General features: G+C 71.0%; 11 protein-coding genes. 3 read left to right on the forward strand and 8 right to left on the reverse strand.

Going from position 1 to position 15,726, the window contains the following annotated elements; all coding sequences use genetic code 11:
• Nucleotides 1–42: 42 nt before the first annotated feature.
• Nucleotides 43–753: an HdeD family acid-resistance protein gene (locus tag NQU54_RS01645; RefSeq protein WP_257629402.1), complete on the forward strand. Its 711-nt coding sequence runs from the start codon at nt 43–45 to the stop codon at nt 751–753.
• Nucleotides 754–1,146: 393 nt separating this feature from the next.
• Here NQU54_RS01645 and NQU54_RS01650 read toward each other — a convergent pair whose 3' ends face one another.
• Nucleotides 1,147–3,912, reverse strand: a complete 2,766-nt coding sequence (locus NQU54_RS01650) for a glycoside hydrolase family 2 protein (RefSeq protein WP_257629403.1) — start codon at nt 3,910–3,912, stop codon at nt 1,147–1,149.
• Between the two features lie 176 nt (nt 3,913–4,088).
• A complete protein-coding gene (locus NQU54_RS01655) occupies nt 4,089–5,243 on the reverse strand; it encodes a baeRF2 domain-containing protein (RefSeq protein WP_257629404.1) in 1,155 nt (384 codons plus the stop codon).
• 131 nt (nt 5,244–5,374) lie between these two features.
• On the opposite strand from NQU54_RS01655, the gene polX reads away from it, so the two are divergent.
• Nucleotides 5,375–7,120, forward strand: coding sequence for a DNA polymerase/3'-5' exonuclease PolX (polX, locus tag NQU54_RS01660; protein WP_257629405.1), 1,746 nt, complete (start codon nt 5,375–5,377; stop codon nt 7,118–7,120).
• Entirely contained in the window at nt 7,117–7,893 is a 777-nt protein-coding gene (locus tag NQU54_RS01665; RefSeq protein WP_251770940.1) for a uracil-DNA glycosylase, read from the forward strand. The genes polX and NQU54_RS01665 overlap by 4 nt, the downstream gene beginning before the upstream one ends.
• 69 nt (nt 7,894–7,962) lie before the next feature.
• On the opposite strand, the gene NQU54_RS01670 is transcribed toward NQU54_RS01665, so the two are convergent.
• The 6 genes from NQU54_RS01670 to NQU54_RS01695 all read right to left on the reverse strand — a co-directional run bounded on the left by NQU54_RS01670 (nt 7,963) and on the right by NQU54_RS01695 (nt 15,724).
• Nucleotides 7,963–9,480 carry a S1 family peptidase gene (locus NQU54_RS01670; RefSeq protein ID WP_257629406.1) on the reverse strand — a complete coding sequence of 506 codons (1,518 nt, stop codon included), beginning with the start codon at nt 9,478–9,480 and terminating at the stop codon, nt 7,963–7,965.
• A gap of 209 nt (nt 9,481–9,689) precedes the next feature.
• Nucleotides 9,690–10,052 carry an L-rhamnose mutarotase gene (locus NQU54_RS01675; RefSeq protein WP_257629407.1) on the reverse strand — a complete coding sequence of 121 codons (363 nt, stop codon included), beginning with the start codon at nt 10,050–10,052 and terminating at the stop codon, nt 9,690–9,692.
• A gap of 78 nt (nt 10,053–10,130) precedes the next feature.
• Nucleotides 10,131–12,020: a discoidin domain-containing protein gene (locus NQU54_RS01680; RefSeq protein WP_257629408.1), complete on the reverse strand. Its 1,890-nt coding sequence runs from the start codon at nt 12,018–12,020 to the stop codon at nt 10,131–10,133.
• Between the two features lie 440 nt (nt 12,021–12,460).
• Complete coding sequence (locus NQU54_RS01685) at nt 12,461–13,825, reverse strand: GH1 family beta-glucosidase (protein WP_257629409.1); 1,365 nt, start codon at nt 13,823–13,825, stop codon at nt 12,461–12,463.
• Nucleotides 13,826–13,854: 29 nt separating this feature from the next.
• Nucleotides 13,855–14,730: a carbohydrate ABC transporter permease gene (locus NQU54_RS01690; RefSeq protein WP_257629410.1), complete on the reverse strand. Its 876-nt coding sequence runs from the start codon at nt 14,728–14,730 to the stop codon at nt 13,855–13,857.
• The gene (locus tag NQU54_RS01695) at nt 14,723–15,724 is read right to left on the reverse strand and encodes a carbohydrate ABC transporter permease (RefSeq protein ID WP_069860501.1); all 1,002 of its coding nucleotides are present in this window, start codon (nt 15,722–15,724) and stop codon (nt 14,723–14,725) included. The genes NQU54_RS01690 and NQU54_RS01695 overlap by 8 nt, the downstream gene beginning before the upstream one ends.
• Nucleotides 15,725–15,726 lie beyond the last annotated feature (2 nt).

Consider the following 15,726-nt stretch of genomic DNA (forward strand, 5'->3'; position numbering starts at 1 on the left):
CATGGGCCACGGCCATCTTGTTCCCTCAGGAGGTGGACGACCATGACCTACTCCTCCGACAGTCCACACGGCTCCGAGCAGCCGAGGGAGGAACCCTCCGGCCGGCCGGGAGAGCGGCCCTTCGGCGAGGGCAGCCCGTACGCCGCGTTGCAGAACGTCATGTCCAACGCCGCCTGGCAGGTCCTGGTGACCGCCGGTCTGGTGGCGATCGCGCTGGGCATCATGGTGCTGGCATGGCCGGCGGCCTCCCTGACGGTGGTCGGCGCCCTGTTCGGCGCCTATCTGCTGATCAGCGGGATCTTCCAGCTGGCCGGCGCCTTCGGCGCGCATATACCGAGACATCTGCGGGTGCTGAGTTTCATCACCGGGGCGCTGAGCGTGCTGCTCGGACTGCTCTGCTTCCGGGGCCCGGCCCAGTCGATCCTGCTGCTCGCGCTGTGGATCGGCTTCGCCTGGCTGATCCGGGGCGTGATGCAGACCGCCACGGCGATCTCCGGTGAGGGCATCCCCGCGCGGGGCTGGCAGGTGTTCCTCGGTCTGCTCACCATCGTGGCCGGGATCATCCTGATCGTGGCGCCCTTCGGCTCGATCACCGCACTCACCGTGGTGGCCGGTATCTGGCTGATCGCCCTGGGCATCATCGAGATCATGCACGGCATCCAGTTGCGCATGCACCTCGGCGGCGGCGCGCCCCGCGCGGAGCACCGGGGGCTGCACTTCCCCTTCCGCTCGCAGCCGCATCCTCAGGCATAGCCGGGCCGTCGCGACGGCCACTCACGGCCGTCGCGGCGGATCGCGGACGGTCAGGGGCTCCGGCTCGGGACGGGGTGGCGGGGTGTGTCAGCGGGTCTGCACCCACCACGCCATCAGGCCGATGGCCGCGGTGCCACACGCATACGAGGCACCCCGGACGAAGTTGGCGGCGGCGAGTCGGCCGTATCGACGCCATCTGCTGCTGGAACGGCTGGGTACCGGTGGGCGAACCTCCATGGTGTGCATATGGAGCCCCTTTCGTGAGCGTACGGACGGTGACTGTCCGACGCGGGGGAACGACGCGCTGGAGAAAGCATACAAAAGTGTGAACTTGCTCCATGGATCGGACTCGCCGAAAAAATTCCTTTCGACACGATTTCAGAACGGGGCCGATCAGCGCGATTTGGCGGCCGCGGGCACGGTGCGGGTGGCGGTGTTCCAGCCCGAGATCCGCACCGAGGGGGTCGAACCGCCCAGGTCCGCGGTGCGATAGGTGGCCGTGAGCGTCATCGACTCGCCCGGCCACAGGCTCACCTCGTTGTCCGACCAGTGAACGGGCAGTACGGGCCGGTCCGAGCCGTTCACCAGATGGGCGTCCACGAGCAGCGCCGGAGTGCGCCCGCTCCCGGTGTTGCGCAGGGTGACGGTCGTGGTGGCGGTGGAGTCCGGCCCGCGGCTCGTGCTGGCAGTGGCGGACACGGGCGCCTTGGCCATGTCGTCGAGTCCGGTCAGATCCGCGTAGGAGGTGGTGGGGGTGTAGTACCACTCGGTGCTGTCCCAGTCGAGCACGTCCTTCTCGGTGGAGAGCCAGTACACATTGCGGCTGACCTCCTTGCCGGTGCGGTCGGTGAGCTGGAGCTTGACCAGATAGGCGCCGGACACTCCGCCGACGTCCGCCGGGACGGTGAGCGCGGTGGCCTTGCCGCCGTCGCCCGGCACCCGTAGACCGGTGGCGCTCCTCTCGAACTTCCGGGTGCCGTCGGGGGTGTAGAGGCCCACGCGGGCGGTGAGACCGGTGGCGGGGGTGTGCCGGCCGTTGACCACGACCACCGAGCGGGTGTCGTACGAGTACTGGATGTGCAGCGGCTCATTGGCCTTCTTGGCGCCGTAGTAGGCCCCGCCCTGGTCCAGATAGCGGTCGAAGAGCTGCCAGTGGAGCGAGGTCCAGCCGCTGTTCAGCATCCAGTGGACCACACCGGTGGCGGGCCGGGAGGCGTCGGAGAAGTTGCGCGCGTACGCCTCGAACTGGGCGCGCACCGCCTCGTAGCGGGCGAGCCGCGCCTTGCGCACATAGTCCGTCAGCCCGCTGGGCGGTCCGTAGCGGCCGATCAGCGCGTTGCCGAAGAGCTGGAGGTCGCCGAAGGTGTCGGACGGGGACCGGTGGTACTGCTTGGCCGACGGGTCGCGCCACAGGGTTTCCAGTTCGCCGGGGGAGATCATGCGCCGGAGCGTGTCCAGGGTGGGGATGTCGGGTCCGGCGCCGGTCTCGGAGTTGAAACCGGTGGCACCGCCCTCCCGCTTGGCGTACCAGTAGTCCGGCGGAACCCAGTCGTAGGGGCCGGTCATCTTCATACCGGACGTGCCCAGCTTCGGCGAGGACTTGGCGGAGGCGGCGGGGATCACCGGGTTCGGCCAGTCGGCGGCCTCGAGCGCGTCGAGGTAGTTCTTCTCGATGGTGGCGTCGGGGGCGAAGTCGCTGCCGATGAGGAAGGAGATCACGCTGGGGTGGTCGCGCAGCCGGGCGGCCTCGGCGGCCATCGAGTCCTTGGCCACCGGGTAGTCGGCGGCGGTCCACTTCTCCCCCGTCTCCTCGCCGTTGACCTGGCCCTCCCACTTGTCGCAGCACTCCCAGCCGGGGAGGGTCAGAATGCCGTAGCGGTCGGTGAGGTCGAAGAACTCGTCCGGTTCGATATGGCCTTCCAGGCGGACGGTGTTCAGCCCCAGGTCGAGGGTGTACTTCAGCCGGTCCTCCACCGAGCGGGCGTCCCAGCGCAGAAACACATCGGGGGACCAGCCGCCCGCCTTGATCAGCAGCGGGCGTCCGTTGATGAGGTACCGCCGGGCGCCGTCGGCGTTCAGCGGCGCCTTGACGTCGCGGATGCCGAAGCTGTGGTGGGCGGTGTCGGAGGGGGTGCCCGAGACGGTGGCGGTGAGGTCGAAGTCGTACAGCGGCTGGTCGCCCATCCCGGCGGGCCACCACACCTCGGGCCGCTCCAGCCGCAGTCCGGGGAAGTCGGCGGGGGTGAAGGTGAGCGCCCTGCTCTCGTGCGCGGCGAGCGAGACCGTACGGCTGATGGCCGCGGGACCGGCCGTGCCGGAGACCGTGGCGGTGACCGGGGAGGCGGAGTCGTTGCGGACCCGGGCCTTGACGGTGAGCTCGGCGGAGGCGAGCGATCCGGTGTCCAGCCGGGTGGTCACATGCGCGTCGCGCAGGGCCACCGGGCCGCCACGGCGGACCAGCACATCGCGGACGATGCCCATGTTCTCGTCGGGCGGGGGCTGGAGCCAGTCGATCCAGCCCATCGTGAGGTTCTTGCGCGGATCGTTGGGCTGGACACGGAACGCCACCGTATTGGTGCCCGCCCCGACCAGGTCGGTGACATCCAGCTCATGCCGGGTGTACGCCCCGGCGATCTGCTCCTTGGTGGCCACCCGAACGCCGTTGACATACACATCGGCGGCGGACACCACACCGCTGACGCCCAGATAGGTACGGCGCGAGGGGTCGGCCACGGTGAAGTCGCCGCGGTACCACCAGGGGACGGCGAAGTCGGCGGCGGGGATCTTCTCCAGGTTGGTCGAGTGGAACGGATCCGGGTACGTCCCGGCCGCGAGCAGCCCGGCGAGCACCGTCGACCGGGGCCCCACGGAGTGCCAGCCGGACGCCGGGTAGCCGGGGGTGGAGATGTCCGCGGGGGTGTCCGTCACCTTGGCCGAGGACTGCGTGGCGAAACCCGCCAGCGGGGTCGCGGTGCCGGGGGCCGCGCCCACCCGGGTCACCGGGGCCGGGGCGCCCGCCGCCATCCCGGTGCGCGGGGGCGCCGCGCCCGTGGTGAGGGAGACGGTGAGGAGCAGGCCGCCGACGGCGAGCGAGGCGGTCAGGGCGCGTCGAACGCGGGCACGCGCCCGCCGCCGGGGTGGTACCGGACGCAGGACCACGGATGTCTCCCTGAGGGCAGGCAGAGCATTGGTCAAGCAGGTTTCCTAACAAACCAGGGACGGTAGAGAGCTGAACGAGCCATGCCAACCAGCCCCCGGAGAAATGGCCCGTCCGGCGCAACAGCGCGATGAGGCGCGGAGCGCCACCGCTCCGCGCCTCTTCCCTCCGCGCCTCGTCAGGCGTGCCAGCGCAGTACCGCGCCCAGGCCCCCGGCCGGTCCCGGAACCCCCTCGGGCACCAGCAGCACCTCGGTGTCGGCCACCGCGGCGGACCGCATCAGCGCGTCGTCCGCACGGGCGGGCTCGGGTGCTCTGACACCCATGGCGCGCGCCTGGGAGCGCTGTACGGCGACCTGATCGGCGTCGGGGCCGATCCACACCTCGTGGCGCATATCGCCCCCGGTGTGCCCCAGCAGCAGCGTGGCCGCCTGATGGCTGCGCATGGCCTCCACGACCGCCGGCACCCCCTCCGCCGCCCCGCTGCTCGGCGGCCCGGCGCCGTCGTGTCCGCTCGGGCCCGGCCCGCCGGGGCGGCCCCGCCCGGCGCGGAAGAGATCGAGGACCGACTCCAGATGGGCGCGGGCGCACTCCGCCCGAGCGTGGTCGATCTCCACGTTCAGCAGTTCGGAGCAGCCGGCGGCCCTGCTGCCGTGGCGCATCTCCTCCGTCTTGGCCCGCAGCGGCTCGGGCAGCCGGTCGCGCACGGCCCGGCGCCCGCGCGGATCACCGGCCAGGATCAGCAGCTCGGCGTCGCTCTCCGCCCACTGCCGCACCAGCTCGTCGGCCACCCGATCGGCGGTCTGCTCCCAGGTGTTCCCGACCCGGTTGCGGTAGTGCCACTCATAGCGGTCCGCGGGCACCGACCGATGGCCCCGGCCGTGCGCCCTGCGGCCCGCGGCGCGGCCCGCAGGGCGGGTTCCGGTGTCGTCCCGCAGCTCCAGATCGGCCCCCGCCTGGTCGACGAAGGCCACCAGACAGGCCGGCCACTCACCGCGGAACGTGGCCAGCGGCGCCACCCGCGGCAGCATCGACCAGGACGTCACCACATCGATCGGGGCCGTGGCCAGCGGCAGGTCGAGCACCACCTCGCCACCCGCCGCGAACAGCGCCCGCCCCGCGGACGCCCTGGCCTCCTCCTCACCGGCCAGCCGCTCGACCACCGCGTCGCAGGTGGCGCGGTCGGCGCCCTGGCTGGTCAGCTGATCCGCCACGAACCGCTCCCGCAGCCTGCGCCGCGTGGGCGCGTCCTCCGTACTGCGAGAGGTGTCCATGTAGACGCCCGCCCATGGACCGGGGCGGTCGAACAACGGCTTCAGGAATCCAACGTCCATAACCTCCCCCAAACCCGGGGAAACACACGCCAGGAACCGGTCGGCCCGACTGCCGCGGATCGCCGTTTCGCTCCTGACCCCAGGATCCCTCCACCTCACCGGGATCGCCAGAGCCGACTAGAATCGCTGTCATGGCTCGCTCGAACGAGGAGGTCGAAGCCCTCCTGCGTGAGTACGCCGATCTCCTCCTGATCACGGGCGGGGACGCGTACCGGGCGCGTGCGTACGAGAAGGCCGCCCGGGCGATCGGCGGCCATGCGGCCGACATCTCGCAGTTCGACGCCAAGGGACTGCGGGAGATCCCGAATGTGGGCCGGTCGATCGCCGACAAGGTGGTCGAGTATCTGCGCACCGGCACCATGCCCGCCGTCGAGGAGGCGCGCGCCGCGATCCCGGCCGGAGTGCGGGAGCTGACCGCCATCCCGGCGCTCGGACCGAAGAAAGCCATGATCCTCTACGAGGAGCTGGAGATCTCCTCGATCGACCAGCTGGCCGACGCGATCGAGGACCACCAGCTGCGCGATCTCAAGGGCTTCGGGCCGAAGTCCGAGGAGAACATCCTCCACGGCATCGCGCTGATGCGTGCCGCGGGCCACCGCATCCCGCTCGACGAGGCCATGGACGTGGCCGATGACATCGTCTCCGCCCTCTCCAAGGTGCCCGGCTGCCGGCGGTGTGCGTACGCCGGGTCGCTGCGCCGGATGCGGGAGACCGTGGGCGATGTGGACATCCTGGTGGCGGCGGAGGAATCCGGCCCGTTCATGGAGGCGTTCACCCGGCTACCGCTCACCTCCGAGGTGATCGCGCACGGCCAGAAGAAAACATCGATCCGCACCGTCAAGGGGCTCCAGGTGGATCTGCGGGTCCTGCCGCTGGACTCCTGGGGCGCGGGACTGCTCTACTTCACCGGCTCGAAGGCGCACAACATCCGCATCCGCGCGATCGCGGTGCGCCATGGCCTCAAACTCTCCGAGTACGGCCTCTTCGAGACCAAGAGCGGCAAGACGATCGCCTCGCGCAGCGAGGAGGACGTCTACGCCCGGCTCGGCATGGAGTGGATCCCGCCGACGCTGCGCGAGGACCGGGGCGAGATCAAGGCCGCCCTCGAAGGCCAACTCCCCCGGCTGGTCAGGGAGTCCGATCTGCGGGGCGATCTGCACACCCACACCAACCTCACCGACGGGCTGGAATCGCTGGAGGACATGATCGCCAAGGCGGAGCGGCGCGGCTACGCGTACTACGCCATCACCGATCACGCGCCCAAGCTCTATATGCAGCAGATGACCGAGGAGAAGATGCTGGTCCAGCGGGAGCGGGTGCGCGCACTCGACCGTGGGCGCGGACACCGGGACACCCGGCTGCTGCACGGTGTGGAGCTGAACATCGACGTCGACGGGGACGTGGACTGGCCGGCCGACTTCCTCGAGGACTTCGATGTGTGCGTGGCCTCGGTGCACACCCAGTTCGGGCTGGGCCGGAAGGCCATGACCCGGCGGCTGGTGAGGGCCTGCGAGAATCCGTACGTCCATGTCATCGGCCATCCGACGACCCGGCTGATCGGCAAACGGCCCGGTATCGACGCCGACTTGGACGAGGTGTTCGCCGCCTGCGCCCGCACCGGCACCGCGCTGGAGATCAACGCCCATCCGGACCGGCTCGATCTGTCGGACGACAACATCCTGCGGGCGAAGTCCTACGGAGTGGTGTTCGCCCTGGACAGCGACGCCCACTCGACCCGCGATCTGGACAACATGCGGTATGGGGTGGGCATGGCCCAGCGGGGCTGGCTCACCCCGGACGATGTCATCAACACCTGGCCCCTGACCCGGCTGCGGCGTTTCCTGCGCAAGGGCACGGGGCAGCGGCCTTCTACATGACCACCTCCGAACCCGCGCACTCCTACCCCGCCCGTCAGGCCCCCGGCGCCGAAACCGTCGCCGAGCTGGACGCACGGGTCATCGACTGCCGTGCCTGCCCCCGCCTGGTCGAGTGGCGGGAGGAGGCCGCCCGCACCAAGCGCCGGGCCTACGCCGACTGGGACTACTGGGGGCGTCCGGTGCCCGGCTTCGGACCGGCGGACGCCGCGGTGGCGATCGTGGGTCTGGCACCGGCCGCCCACGGCGGAAACCGTACGGGCCGGATGTTCACCGGCGACCGCGCCGGCGACTTCCTGTACGCCGCGCTGTACGACCTGGGGCTGGCCAACCGGCCCACCGCCACCCACCGCGGCGACGGTCTGGAGCTGCGCGGGGTCAGGCTCACCTCACCGGTGCGCTGTGCCCCGCCCGCCAACCGCCCCACCCCCGGGGAGCGGGACACCTGCCGCCCCTGGCTGGCCCGGGAGCTGCGGCTGCTGCGGCCGACGCTGCGGGCCGTCGTCGTGCTCGGCGCGTTCGGCTGGCAAGCCGTGCTGCCCGTGCTGGAGGCGGCCGGATGGGCCGTGCCCAGGCCACGGCCGGTGTTCGCGCACGGCGCGCGGACCACGCTGCGGGCGACCGACGGCGGGGCGCCGCTCACGCTCTTCGGCTGCTACCACGTGAGCCAGCAGAACACCTTCACCGGACGGCTCACCCCGGCCATGCTGCGCGAGGTGCTGGGCGCCGCGGCGGAGGCGGCGGGGCTCGCGGTGTCCGGGACCGATCCGTCCTGACCGGGAAGGGGAGGCCCCGGGCACTGGGGCAGGAGGGCGCCCGGGGCCTCGTTCATGGGGTGGGCCGGATCAGTTGAGACTCTGGCCCGTGTCGCTGCCGGTGTCACCGGCTCCGGCGGCGGCGCCTGTGTCACCGGCGCCCGCGTCGCCCGCTCCCGCGTTGCCCGCACCGGCGGCGTCACCGGCACCGCCCGCCGCGTCGCCGCCACCGGCCGCATCACCGGCACCGCCCGCCGCGTCGCCGCCACCGGCTCCGCCGTCGCCCACGCCGATGACCGCGCCGGTGGCCTCCAGTGCGGCGGTCACCGGCTGGAAGAACGTCTCGCCGCCCTGGGTGCAGTCGCCGCTGCCACCGGAGGTCAGCCCGACCGCCGCGTCCTCGGCGAACATCGCACCGCCGCTGTCGCCGGGCTCGGCGCACACATCGGTCTGGATGAGGCCGTTGACGATGTCGCCGTTGCCGTAGTTCACCGTGGCATTGAGACCGGTGACCGTGCCGTCGGTGACCCCGGTCGTGGAACCGGAGCGCTGCACCTTCAGGCCCACGCTCGCCTCGACGGCGCGCCCGATCTCCTGGGTGCTGCCGTTCTGGAGGTCGACCGTGCTGGACGCCTGGGTGGTGGCGTCGTCGTACATCACCAGCGCGAAGTCGCTCTCGGGGAACTGGGAGTCCTGCACCGTGCCCACCTGCTGGGCACCGGCCTGGTCCGAGCTCCAGGTCTGGGATTCGTTGCCACAGTGGCCGGCGGTCAGGAAGCCCGGGGCGCCGTCGACGCTGACGTTGAAGCCCAGCGAACAGCGGGCGCCACCGCCGAAGATGGCATCGCCGCCGTCGAGCCCACCGGCCGCGGCGTCCCCGCCGCCACCGGCGTCACCCGCACCACCCGAGGCATCCCCGGCACCGCCCGCACCCGCGTCACCCGCACCACCCGCAGCATCCCCGGCACCGCCCGTGCCCGCGTCCCCAGCACCGCCCACCGCGCCGGTACCGGCGTCGCCCGCGCCACCCGCCGCGCCCGCGCCATCCCCCGCGTCCCCGGCGCCCGTGCCGCCGTTGTCGCCGGGCTGGGCCGCTTCCCCGCCGTCGAACTTCTTGAACTCGCCCTGGCTGCGCCTGACGCTGACCGTGCCCTCCATCTGGCCGGTGGCCTTGGTCAGCGTGGCCCACTTGGCGCCGGTCACCGTCCGGTCGGCGGTCACCTGGACCTTGTTGGTGACCGGGTCGATCGACCAGGCGGTGCCGGGCACCGACGCATCGCTGCTCAGCGTCTCGGTGGCGGCCTTCAGCTCGGCCATGCTGTTCTGGACGACCTTCGCCACGGCGCCCTGGGCACGGACGGACTCGGCGGAGTCCTGGTCCATCACATTCATGACCAGCTGGCGGTTCGCGCCGTCGTAGTACCAGCCCGCGCCGTTGTCACCGAGGTCAGAGGCGAGGCTCCGCGCGAGCTTCACGGCGGCCGGGGACGAGAAGGTCTTCGCGCCCGACGTCTCATCCGGGTTCGCGTTCGCGTTGGGCAGCAGAATGGCCGCTGCCCCGAGCGCGGCGATGGCGGCTCCGGAAATGGCGAGGGTCCGCTTGTTCACACGTCGGTGGCTCAACTCACTGACCTCCAGTCGGGGATGCGCGGCAGGCGGGTACGGAGCGCTTGTGCGTTCCGCCCCCGCCTCCGCGCGGGGCCACCACGTCGTACGAGGACGCGTCGCCCCGCTCTCACCCGTACTCAAGGTCTGATGAATGGCTGCGCCGAACGGTGCGGACGGGTAGGCTCCGCCGGTTCGGCCGACCGGCCCGGCTACCGGGAGTGCCTACCCGCGCTCGGCGCCTTGGCCTGTGCGCTCAGCTGCCACACCTCGCCGAGCGCCATCCGCTCCGACTCGGCGGGGGAACCGCCGGTGTCCTCGAAGTGGTCGACATACGCGCCGATGAACTCCTGCCAGCGCTGGTTGGCCGGGTCCTCGTCCAGCGCCGCCATCGCGGCGGCGAAGTCCTCGCAGTCCACGAGGTGGAAGAGATGGCCCCCACTGCGCCAGATCCGCCAGTCGGTGATCCCGGCTCGTCGCAGCGCGGCCGGCAGGTCCTCCGGGACCGTGGCGTGCGCCTGCTCATAACCGGACTCCTGGCCCTCCTTGAGAACCGAGTGCAACGCCACCCGCATCGACGCTCCTCCTTCTGCCGCGGCCGTTGCCGGGCGGCCGTGGCGGCCGCCCGTCAACGGCCCATGATGCAGCGCTGACTACTTCTGTTCGACGCGCACCCAGTCCACCTCCGCCTGCACTCCCCCGGCCGCGATGCGGTCGACGCTGGACTGCGGCAGACCCCAGTAGGGGGTGGTGACCTTGTTCCATCCGGCGGGGTACGCCCCGCCCAGGGCGAGGTTGAGGATGACGTACTGGTTGTGGCTGAACACCCACTGGCCACGGGTGGATTCGAGCTTGTTGCGGCTCGTCTCCTGGACCACCCGGTCGTCGACGAGGAAGCGCATCCCGGTGGGTGTCCACTCCACCGCGTAGGTGTGCCACTGGTCGGCGCGGCCGCCGCCCTCGTAGATCTGGCGGGCGCCGATGTTGCCGTCCGCCGAATAGCCGGGGCCGTGCAGGGCGGTGCTGGTCCGGTCGCCGTAGCCGATGTTCTCCATGATGTCGGTCTCGCCGGAGGAGGGCCAGGACACCGACGGATTGTCCACATCGCTGCCCAGCAGCCAGAACGCGGGCCAGAACCCGTCGCCGACCGGCAGCTTCATCCGGGCGCTGACCCGCCCGTAGGTGAAGTCCATCTTGGTGTTGGTGTCGATGCGTCCGGAGGTGAAGTCGTAGGTGCCGCCGCCCGCCTGGGTGCAGCCCTTGCAGTACTTCGCCCTGAGGACGAGGTTGCCGTTCTCGGTGCGGATGTTGTCGGGCGAGTCGACATACGCCTGCGACTCGCCGTTGACCGATCCCATCTCCTGGCCGGTCCGCACCACACGCCACTTGGAGCGGTCGAGCGAGGCACCGGTGAAGTCGTCGAAGAACGTGGTGCGGTACGCCCCGGACTGTTCACCGGGGAGCGCGGGGTACGCGGCGGAGGCGCTCCCACCCGTGCCCCAGACCTGGAACTCATAGAGGGAGTAACCGAATTGGGCGGTGGCCGGGGCCGGGTTGTAGAAGGAGCGGCGCTCCTTGCCGAGCATCCGCACATAGCGGCCGCCGGCGGGCTGCGACAGCTTCACGGTGTCATGGCGGCCCACCGCGTCGGCGGGGGACTTGACGTCCGCGCGGCGGGCGGCCACGTCGGCGGCGGAGGGCTGGTAGACCGTGCGCCAGTTGCGGTTGTCGTCGGACACCTGGAGCTGGTAGTCGACCGCGTAGGCGGCCTCCCAGTGGAGGTCGACGGTGTCGATGGTGGAGGTCGCGCCGAGGTCCACCGAGACCCAGCGGTCGGCGTTCCAGTCGCTGGACCAGCGGGTCTGGTCGTCCTTGAGATTGGCGGGCCAGCCGCCGTCGGTGACGAAGGCCGGTGAATTGCTCGCGTGCTGGTAGTAGTTGGAGTAGGCGGGGTGGTTCAGGGCGAGATTGGTCCGGCTGGTGGACGCCGGGGCGGGCTCGCTGCCGTAGACCTTGAACGAGTACAGCGAATAGCCGTAGGGCGTACCGCGCTCGATGCCACGCATCCGTACGTAGCGGCCGGTGACGTCCTGCGGATAGGTGTGGGCGGTGAGGGATCCTCCGGTACCGGCGTCCTCGGTGAAGAAGGGGGTCCAGTCGGTGCCGTTCTTCGACACCTCCAGGACATATCTCTTGCCGTAGGCGGCCTCCCAGTCCAGGACGACCCGGTCGATCCGGATGGTGGCGCCGAGGTCGACACGGATCCATGCGTCATTGGTGAACGGGCTGGCCCAGCGGGTGGACCCGTTGCCGTCGAAGGCCAGGCCCGGTCCGGTGCCGTCGTTCTCGCTGCCGGACGCGGTGACGGCGCCGGGGTTCGCGGCGTACGCGGCCGCCGCCCGGTCGGTGTCCCATGTCGCCTGGGCGGCGGCCGCGGTGGAGTGCGACGTGGGAGTGGCGAGGGCCGGGCCCGTGGACAGCAGTGCCACCGTGGCCAGGGTGGCGAGGGCGCTCAGCAGCGTGCGGGAGGTACGGGATGGCATGCGGCTCTCCTCGATGAGGTGGTGGGGGTGCGTGTGCGGTGCCGATGTGCCGTCGTGCCGATGTGCCGTCGTGCCGTCGTGCCGAGGTGTTTCCGTCGTGCCGATGTGCTTTGCGTTGTAGCTGTGTGGCGCGGGTGGGGTTTTCCCCTCCCCGCCCCTTCCCGTTACCAGGGCTCCGCCCCTGGACCCCGAGGTCCGGGGCGGAGCCCCCAACGCGGCGGAACCGCAATCGACGCCTCGGGAAGGGGCGGAGCCCCGCTCCGGGGCCTGGGGCGGATGCCCCAGCTGCGGGGCCCGGGGCACGGGGTTTGGGGCGGAGCCCCGGTTACGGGGCCTGGGTCCGATGCCCCAGCTGCGGGGCCCGGGGCAGAGCCCCGGTTACGGGAAGGGGCGGGGAGGGGGCAAGTCCGGCGCAGGCGGAAGGCCCCCTCGGGCACCTCCTAGGCGGCGCGGCGGGCCCGGCCCCGGTGTTCGCGGATGATCTCCGCGTAGCGGTGGCCGGTCCCCTTGATGGTGCGGACTTGGGTGTCGTAGTCGACGTGGACGAGGCCGAAGCGCTTGTCGTAGCCGTAGGCCCACTCGAAGTTGTCGAGCAGCGACCAGGCGAAGTAGCCGGCCAGCGGGGCGCCCTTGGCTGCCGCCGAGGCGCACGCCGCGAGGTGCTGGACGAGGTAGTCCTGGCGCTCGGGGTCGTCCACGGTCCCGTCCGGGCGTACGACATCGGGGTAGGCGGAGCCGTTCTCGGTGACGTACAGCTTGCGGGCGCCGTATTCGCCGGTCAGGCGCAGCAGGAGGGTTTCGATACCGGTGGCGTCGATCTCCCAGTCCATGCCCGTGCGGGGGACGTCCGGGCGGCGGATGGCACGGGCGTGCGGGGCCGGGCCGGTGGGGTCGTCGGTGACGGTGGCCGGGAAGTAGTAGTTCAGGCCCAGCCAGTCCAGGGGCGCGGCGATGGTCTCCAGGTCGCCGGGGCGCTCGGGCAGTTCGACCCCGTACACCTCGCGCATGTCCGCGGGGAAGCCGCGGCCGTGGACCGGGTCCAGCCACCAGCGGTTGGTGTGGCCGTCCTCGCGCCGCGCGGCCGCCTGGTCCTCCGGCCGGTCGCTGGCGGCCTCGACGGTGCTGAGGTTGTTGACGATGCCGACCTCGGCGCGCGGCGCCGCGGCCCGGATCGCCTGGGCGGCCAGGCCGTGGCCGAGCAGCAGGTGGTACGAGGCGCGGACCGCCGCGGTGAGATCCGTGAACCCGGGCGCCATCACGCCTTGGAGGTGGCCGATCCAGGCGGAGCACAGCGGCTCGTTGAGGGTGGTCCAGTGGTGCACCCGGTCGCCGAGGCGTTCGGCCACCACCGAGGCGTACGCGGCGAAGTGCTCCGCGGTGTCGCGCTCGGGCCAGCCGCCCCGGTCCTGGAGCACCTGGGGCAGGTCCCAGTGGTACAGGGTGACGGACGGGGTGATGCCCGCCTCCAGCAGGCCGTCGATCAGCTGGTCGTAGAAGGCCAGGCCCTTGGCGTTGACCGGCCCGTCGCCGCCGGGGACCACCCGTGGCCAGGCGATGGACAGCCGGTAGGCGTTGGTGCCCAGCCGTTTCATCAGCCCGATGTCCTCGCGCCAGCGGTGGTAGTGGTCGCAGGCCACATCGCCGTGGTCATCGCCCGCGATCTTGCCGGGGGTGTGCGAGAAGGTGTCCCAGATCGAGGGCGACCGTCCGTCCTCGGCGACGGCTCCCTCGACCTGGTAGGCGGAGGTGGCCGTGCCCCACAGGAAGTCGTGCGGGAGGGCTGTGAGGTCCAGGGGTTCGGACACGTACGTCCTTTCAGAGGTGGGGAGGCCGGTCACTTCACGGCTCCGGCGGTGAGTCCGGCGACGAGGTAGCGCTGGAGGAGCAGGAAGCCCGCGACCACGGGGACACTGACGACGAGCGAGGCGGCCATGACCTGGTTCCAGTACACCTCGGTCTGGGTGGCGTAGCCCTGGAGGCCGACGGCGAGGGTGCGGGTGGTGTCGTTGGTCATCACGGACGCGAAGAGCACCTCGCCCCAGGCGGTCATGAACGCGTAGACGGCGACGGCGACGATGCCGGGGATCGCGGCCGGGACGACGACCCGGAACAGCGCGCCGAGCGGTCCGCAGCCGTCCACCATCGCCGCCTCGTCCAGATCGCGCGGCACCGAGTCGAAGTACCCGATGAGCATCCAGATCGAGAACGGCAGCGAGAAGGTGAGATAGGTGAGGATGAGGCCGCCCCGGGAGCCGAAGAGGGCGATACCGGTGGCGTTGCCGATGTTCACGTAGATGAGGAACAGCGGCAGCAGGAAGAGGATCCCGGGGAACATCTGGGTGGACAGGACGGTGACGGTGAACACCCGCTTGCCCCGGAAGCGGTACCGGCTGACCGCGTACGCGGCGAAGACGGCGATCACCACCGAACACACGGTGGCCGCGCCCGCCACGATGACCGAGTTCACGAAGTAGTCGGCGAGCGGGACGGTCGACCAGATGTCGATGTAGGGGCGGATGGTCAGCCCGCTCGGCAGCCAGCGGAACGTGCCCGACACGTCCTGGAGCGGCTTCAGGGAGCTGGACACCATCACGTACACCGGCAGCAGCACGAAGCCCGTGAGCAGGGTGAGGAAGATCCGGCGGGCCCAGAGGAAGGACCGGGGCGCGGCCATCGGCGAACGGGGCGCCCCCTGGGAGGTGCTAGACATCGGCCGTCTTCCTTCGTCGGGAGGTCAGCAGCAGGTATCCGCCCGTCACCACGAGCAGGAAGAGCAGCAACAGGACGGACATCGCGGACCCGGTGCCGAAGTTCCAGGTGGCGAACGTCGTCTGGTAGACGTGGATCGAGATGAGGTCCGCGGCCTCCGGCGCCGCCTTGCCGAACAGCACATACGGGGTGTTGAAGTCGTTGAACGTCCACAGGAACAGCACCAGCACCAGCACCTGGTTGACCGGGGCCAGCGAGGGCAGGGTGATGCGGCGGATCTGCTGCCACATCCCGGCGCCGTCGAGGGCGGCCGCCTCGTAGAGCTCCTTGGGGATGTTCTGGAGACCGGCCATGACGACGAGGAACGCGAACGGCCAGCCCTTCCACACCGACACGGTCAGCAGCGCGATGAAGCTGTTGTCGCCGATCAGCCAGAACGAGGGCTTGTCGGTGAGGCCCAGCTGGTCGTGGAGGACGTGGTTCACCAGCCCGTTGTCGTGCTGGAACATGAACGCCCAGGTGATGACGGCGGCGTAGACCGGCAGCGCGTAGGGGACCAGGAACAGGGCGCGCAGCAGGCCCCGTCCGCGGAAGGTGTCCTGGAGGAAGATGGCGGTGGCGGTGCCGAGCAGCCAGCACAGTCCGACCGACAGCACGGTGAAACCGCAGGTGACCCAGAACGAGTGGAGCAGCGCCTCACCGGCAGGCGCGTTGAAGTCCACCGAGATCTTGTAGTTGTCGAATCCGGACCAGGGGGCGGCGCCCCAGTCCCGGATGGAGAACCGGGTGAGCGCCTTGAAGCTCATCAGGATGCCCATCACCATCGGCACCAGATGGACCAGGAGCTCGAGGACCAGGGCGGGCAGAAGCAGCAGGTACGGCAGTCCGATGCGACGGATCCGCCCGGGGCGGCGCGGGCCTCGCGCCGCCCCGGGGGTGCTCCCCGCCGACTCCGTCCGCCCGTCTGTCTTGGCGGTAGCGGTCGTGGTGGTCATGG

It is taken from the genome of Streptomyces malaysiensis subsp. samsunensis (assembly GCF_024519315.1).
In the GTDB taxonomy this organism is placed as follows: Bacteria; Actinomycetota; Actinomycetes; order Streptomycetales; family Streptomycetaceae; genus Streptomyces; species Streptomyces malaysiensis.

Coding starts and splice junctions, on each gene's coding strand:
- NQU54_RS01645 (WP_257629402.1), top strand. CDS start 43: ATGACCTACTCCTCCGACAGTCCACACGGCTCCGAGCAGCCGAGGGAG.
- NQU54_RS01655 (WP_257629404.1), bottom strand. CDS start 5,243: ATGGACGTTGGATTCCTGAAGCCGTTGTTCGACCGCCCCGGTCCATGG.
- polX (WP_257629405.1), top strand. CDS start 5,375: ATGGCTCGCTCGAACGAGGAGGTCGAAGCCCTCCTGCGTGAGTACGCC.
- NQU54_RS01665 (WP_251770940.1), top strand. CDS start 7,117: ATGACCACCTCCGAACCCGCGCACTCCTACCCCGCCCGTCAGGCCCCC.
- NQU54_RS01675 (WP_257629407.1), bottom strand. CDS start 10,052: ATGCGGGTGGCGTTGCACTCGGTTCTCAAGGAGGGCCAGGAGTCCGGT.
- NQU54_RS01680 (WP_257629408.1), bottom strand. CDS start 12,020: ATGCCATCCCGTACCTCCCGCACGCTGCTGAGCGCCCTCGCCACCCTG.
- NQU54_RS01690 (WP_257629410.1), bottom strand. CDS start 14,730: ATGTCTAGCACCTCCCAGGGGGCGCCCCGTTCGCCGATGGCCGCGCCC.
- NQU54_RS01695 (WP_069860501.1), bottom strand. CDS start 15,724: ATGACCACCACGACCGCTACCGCCAAGACAGACGGGCGGACGGAGTCG.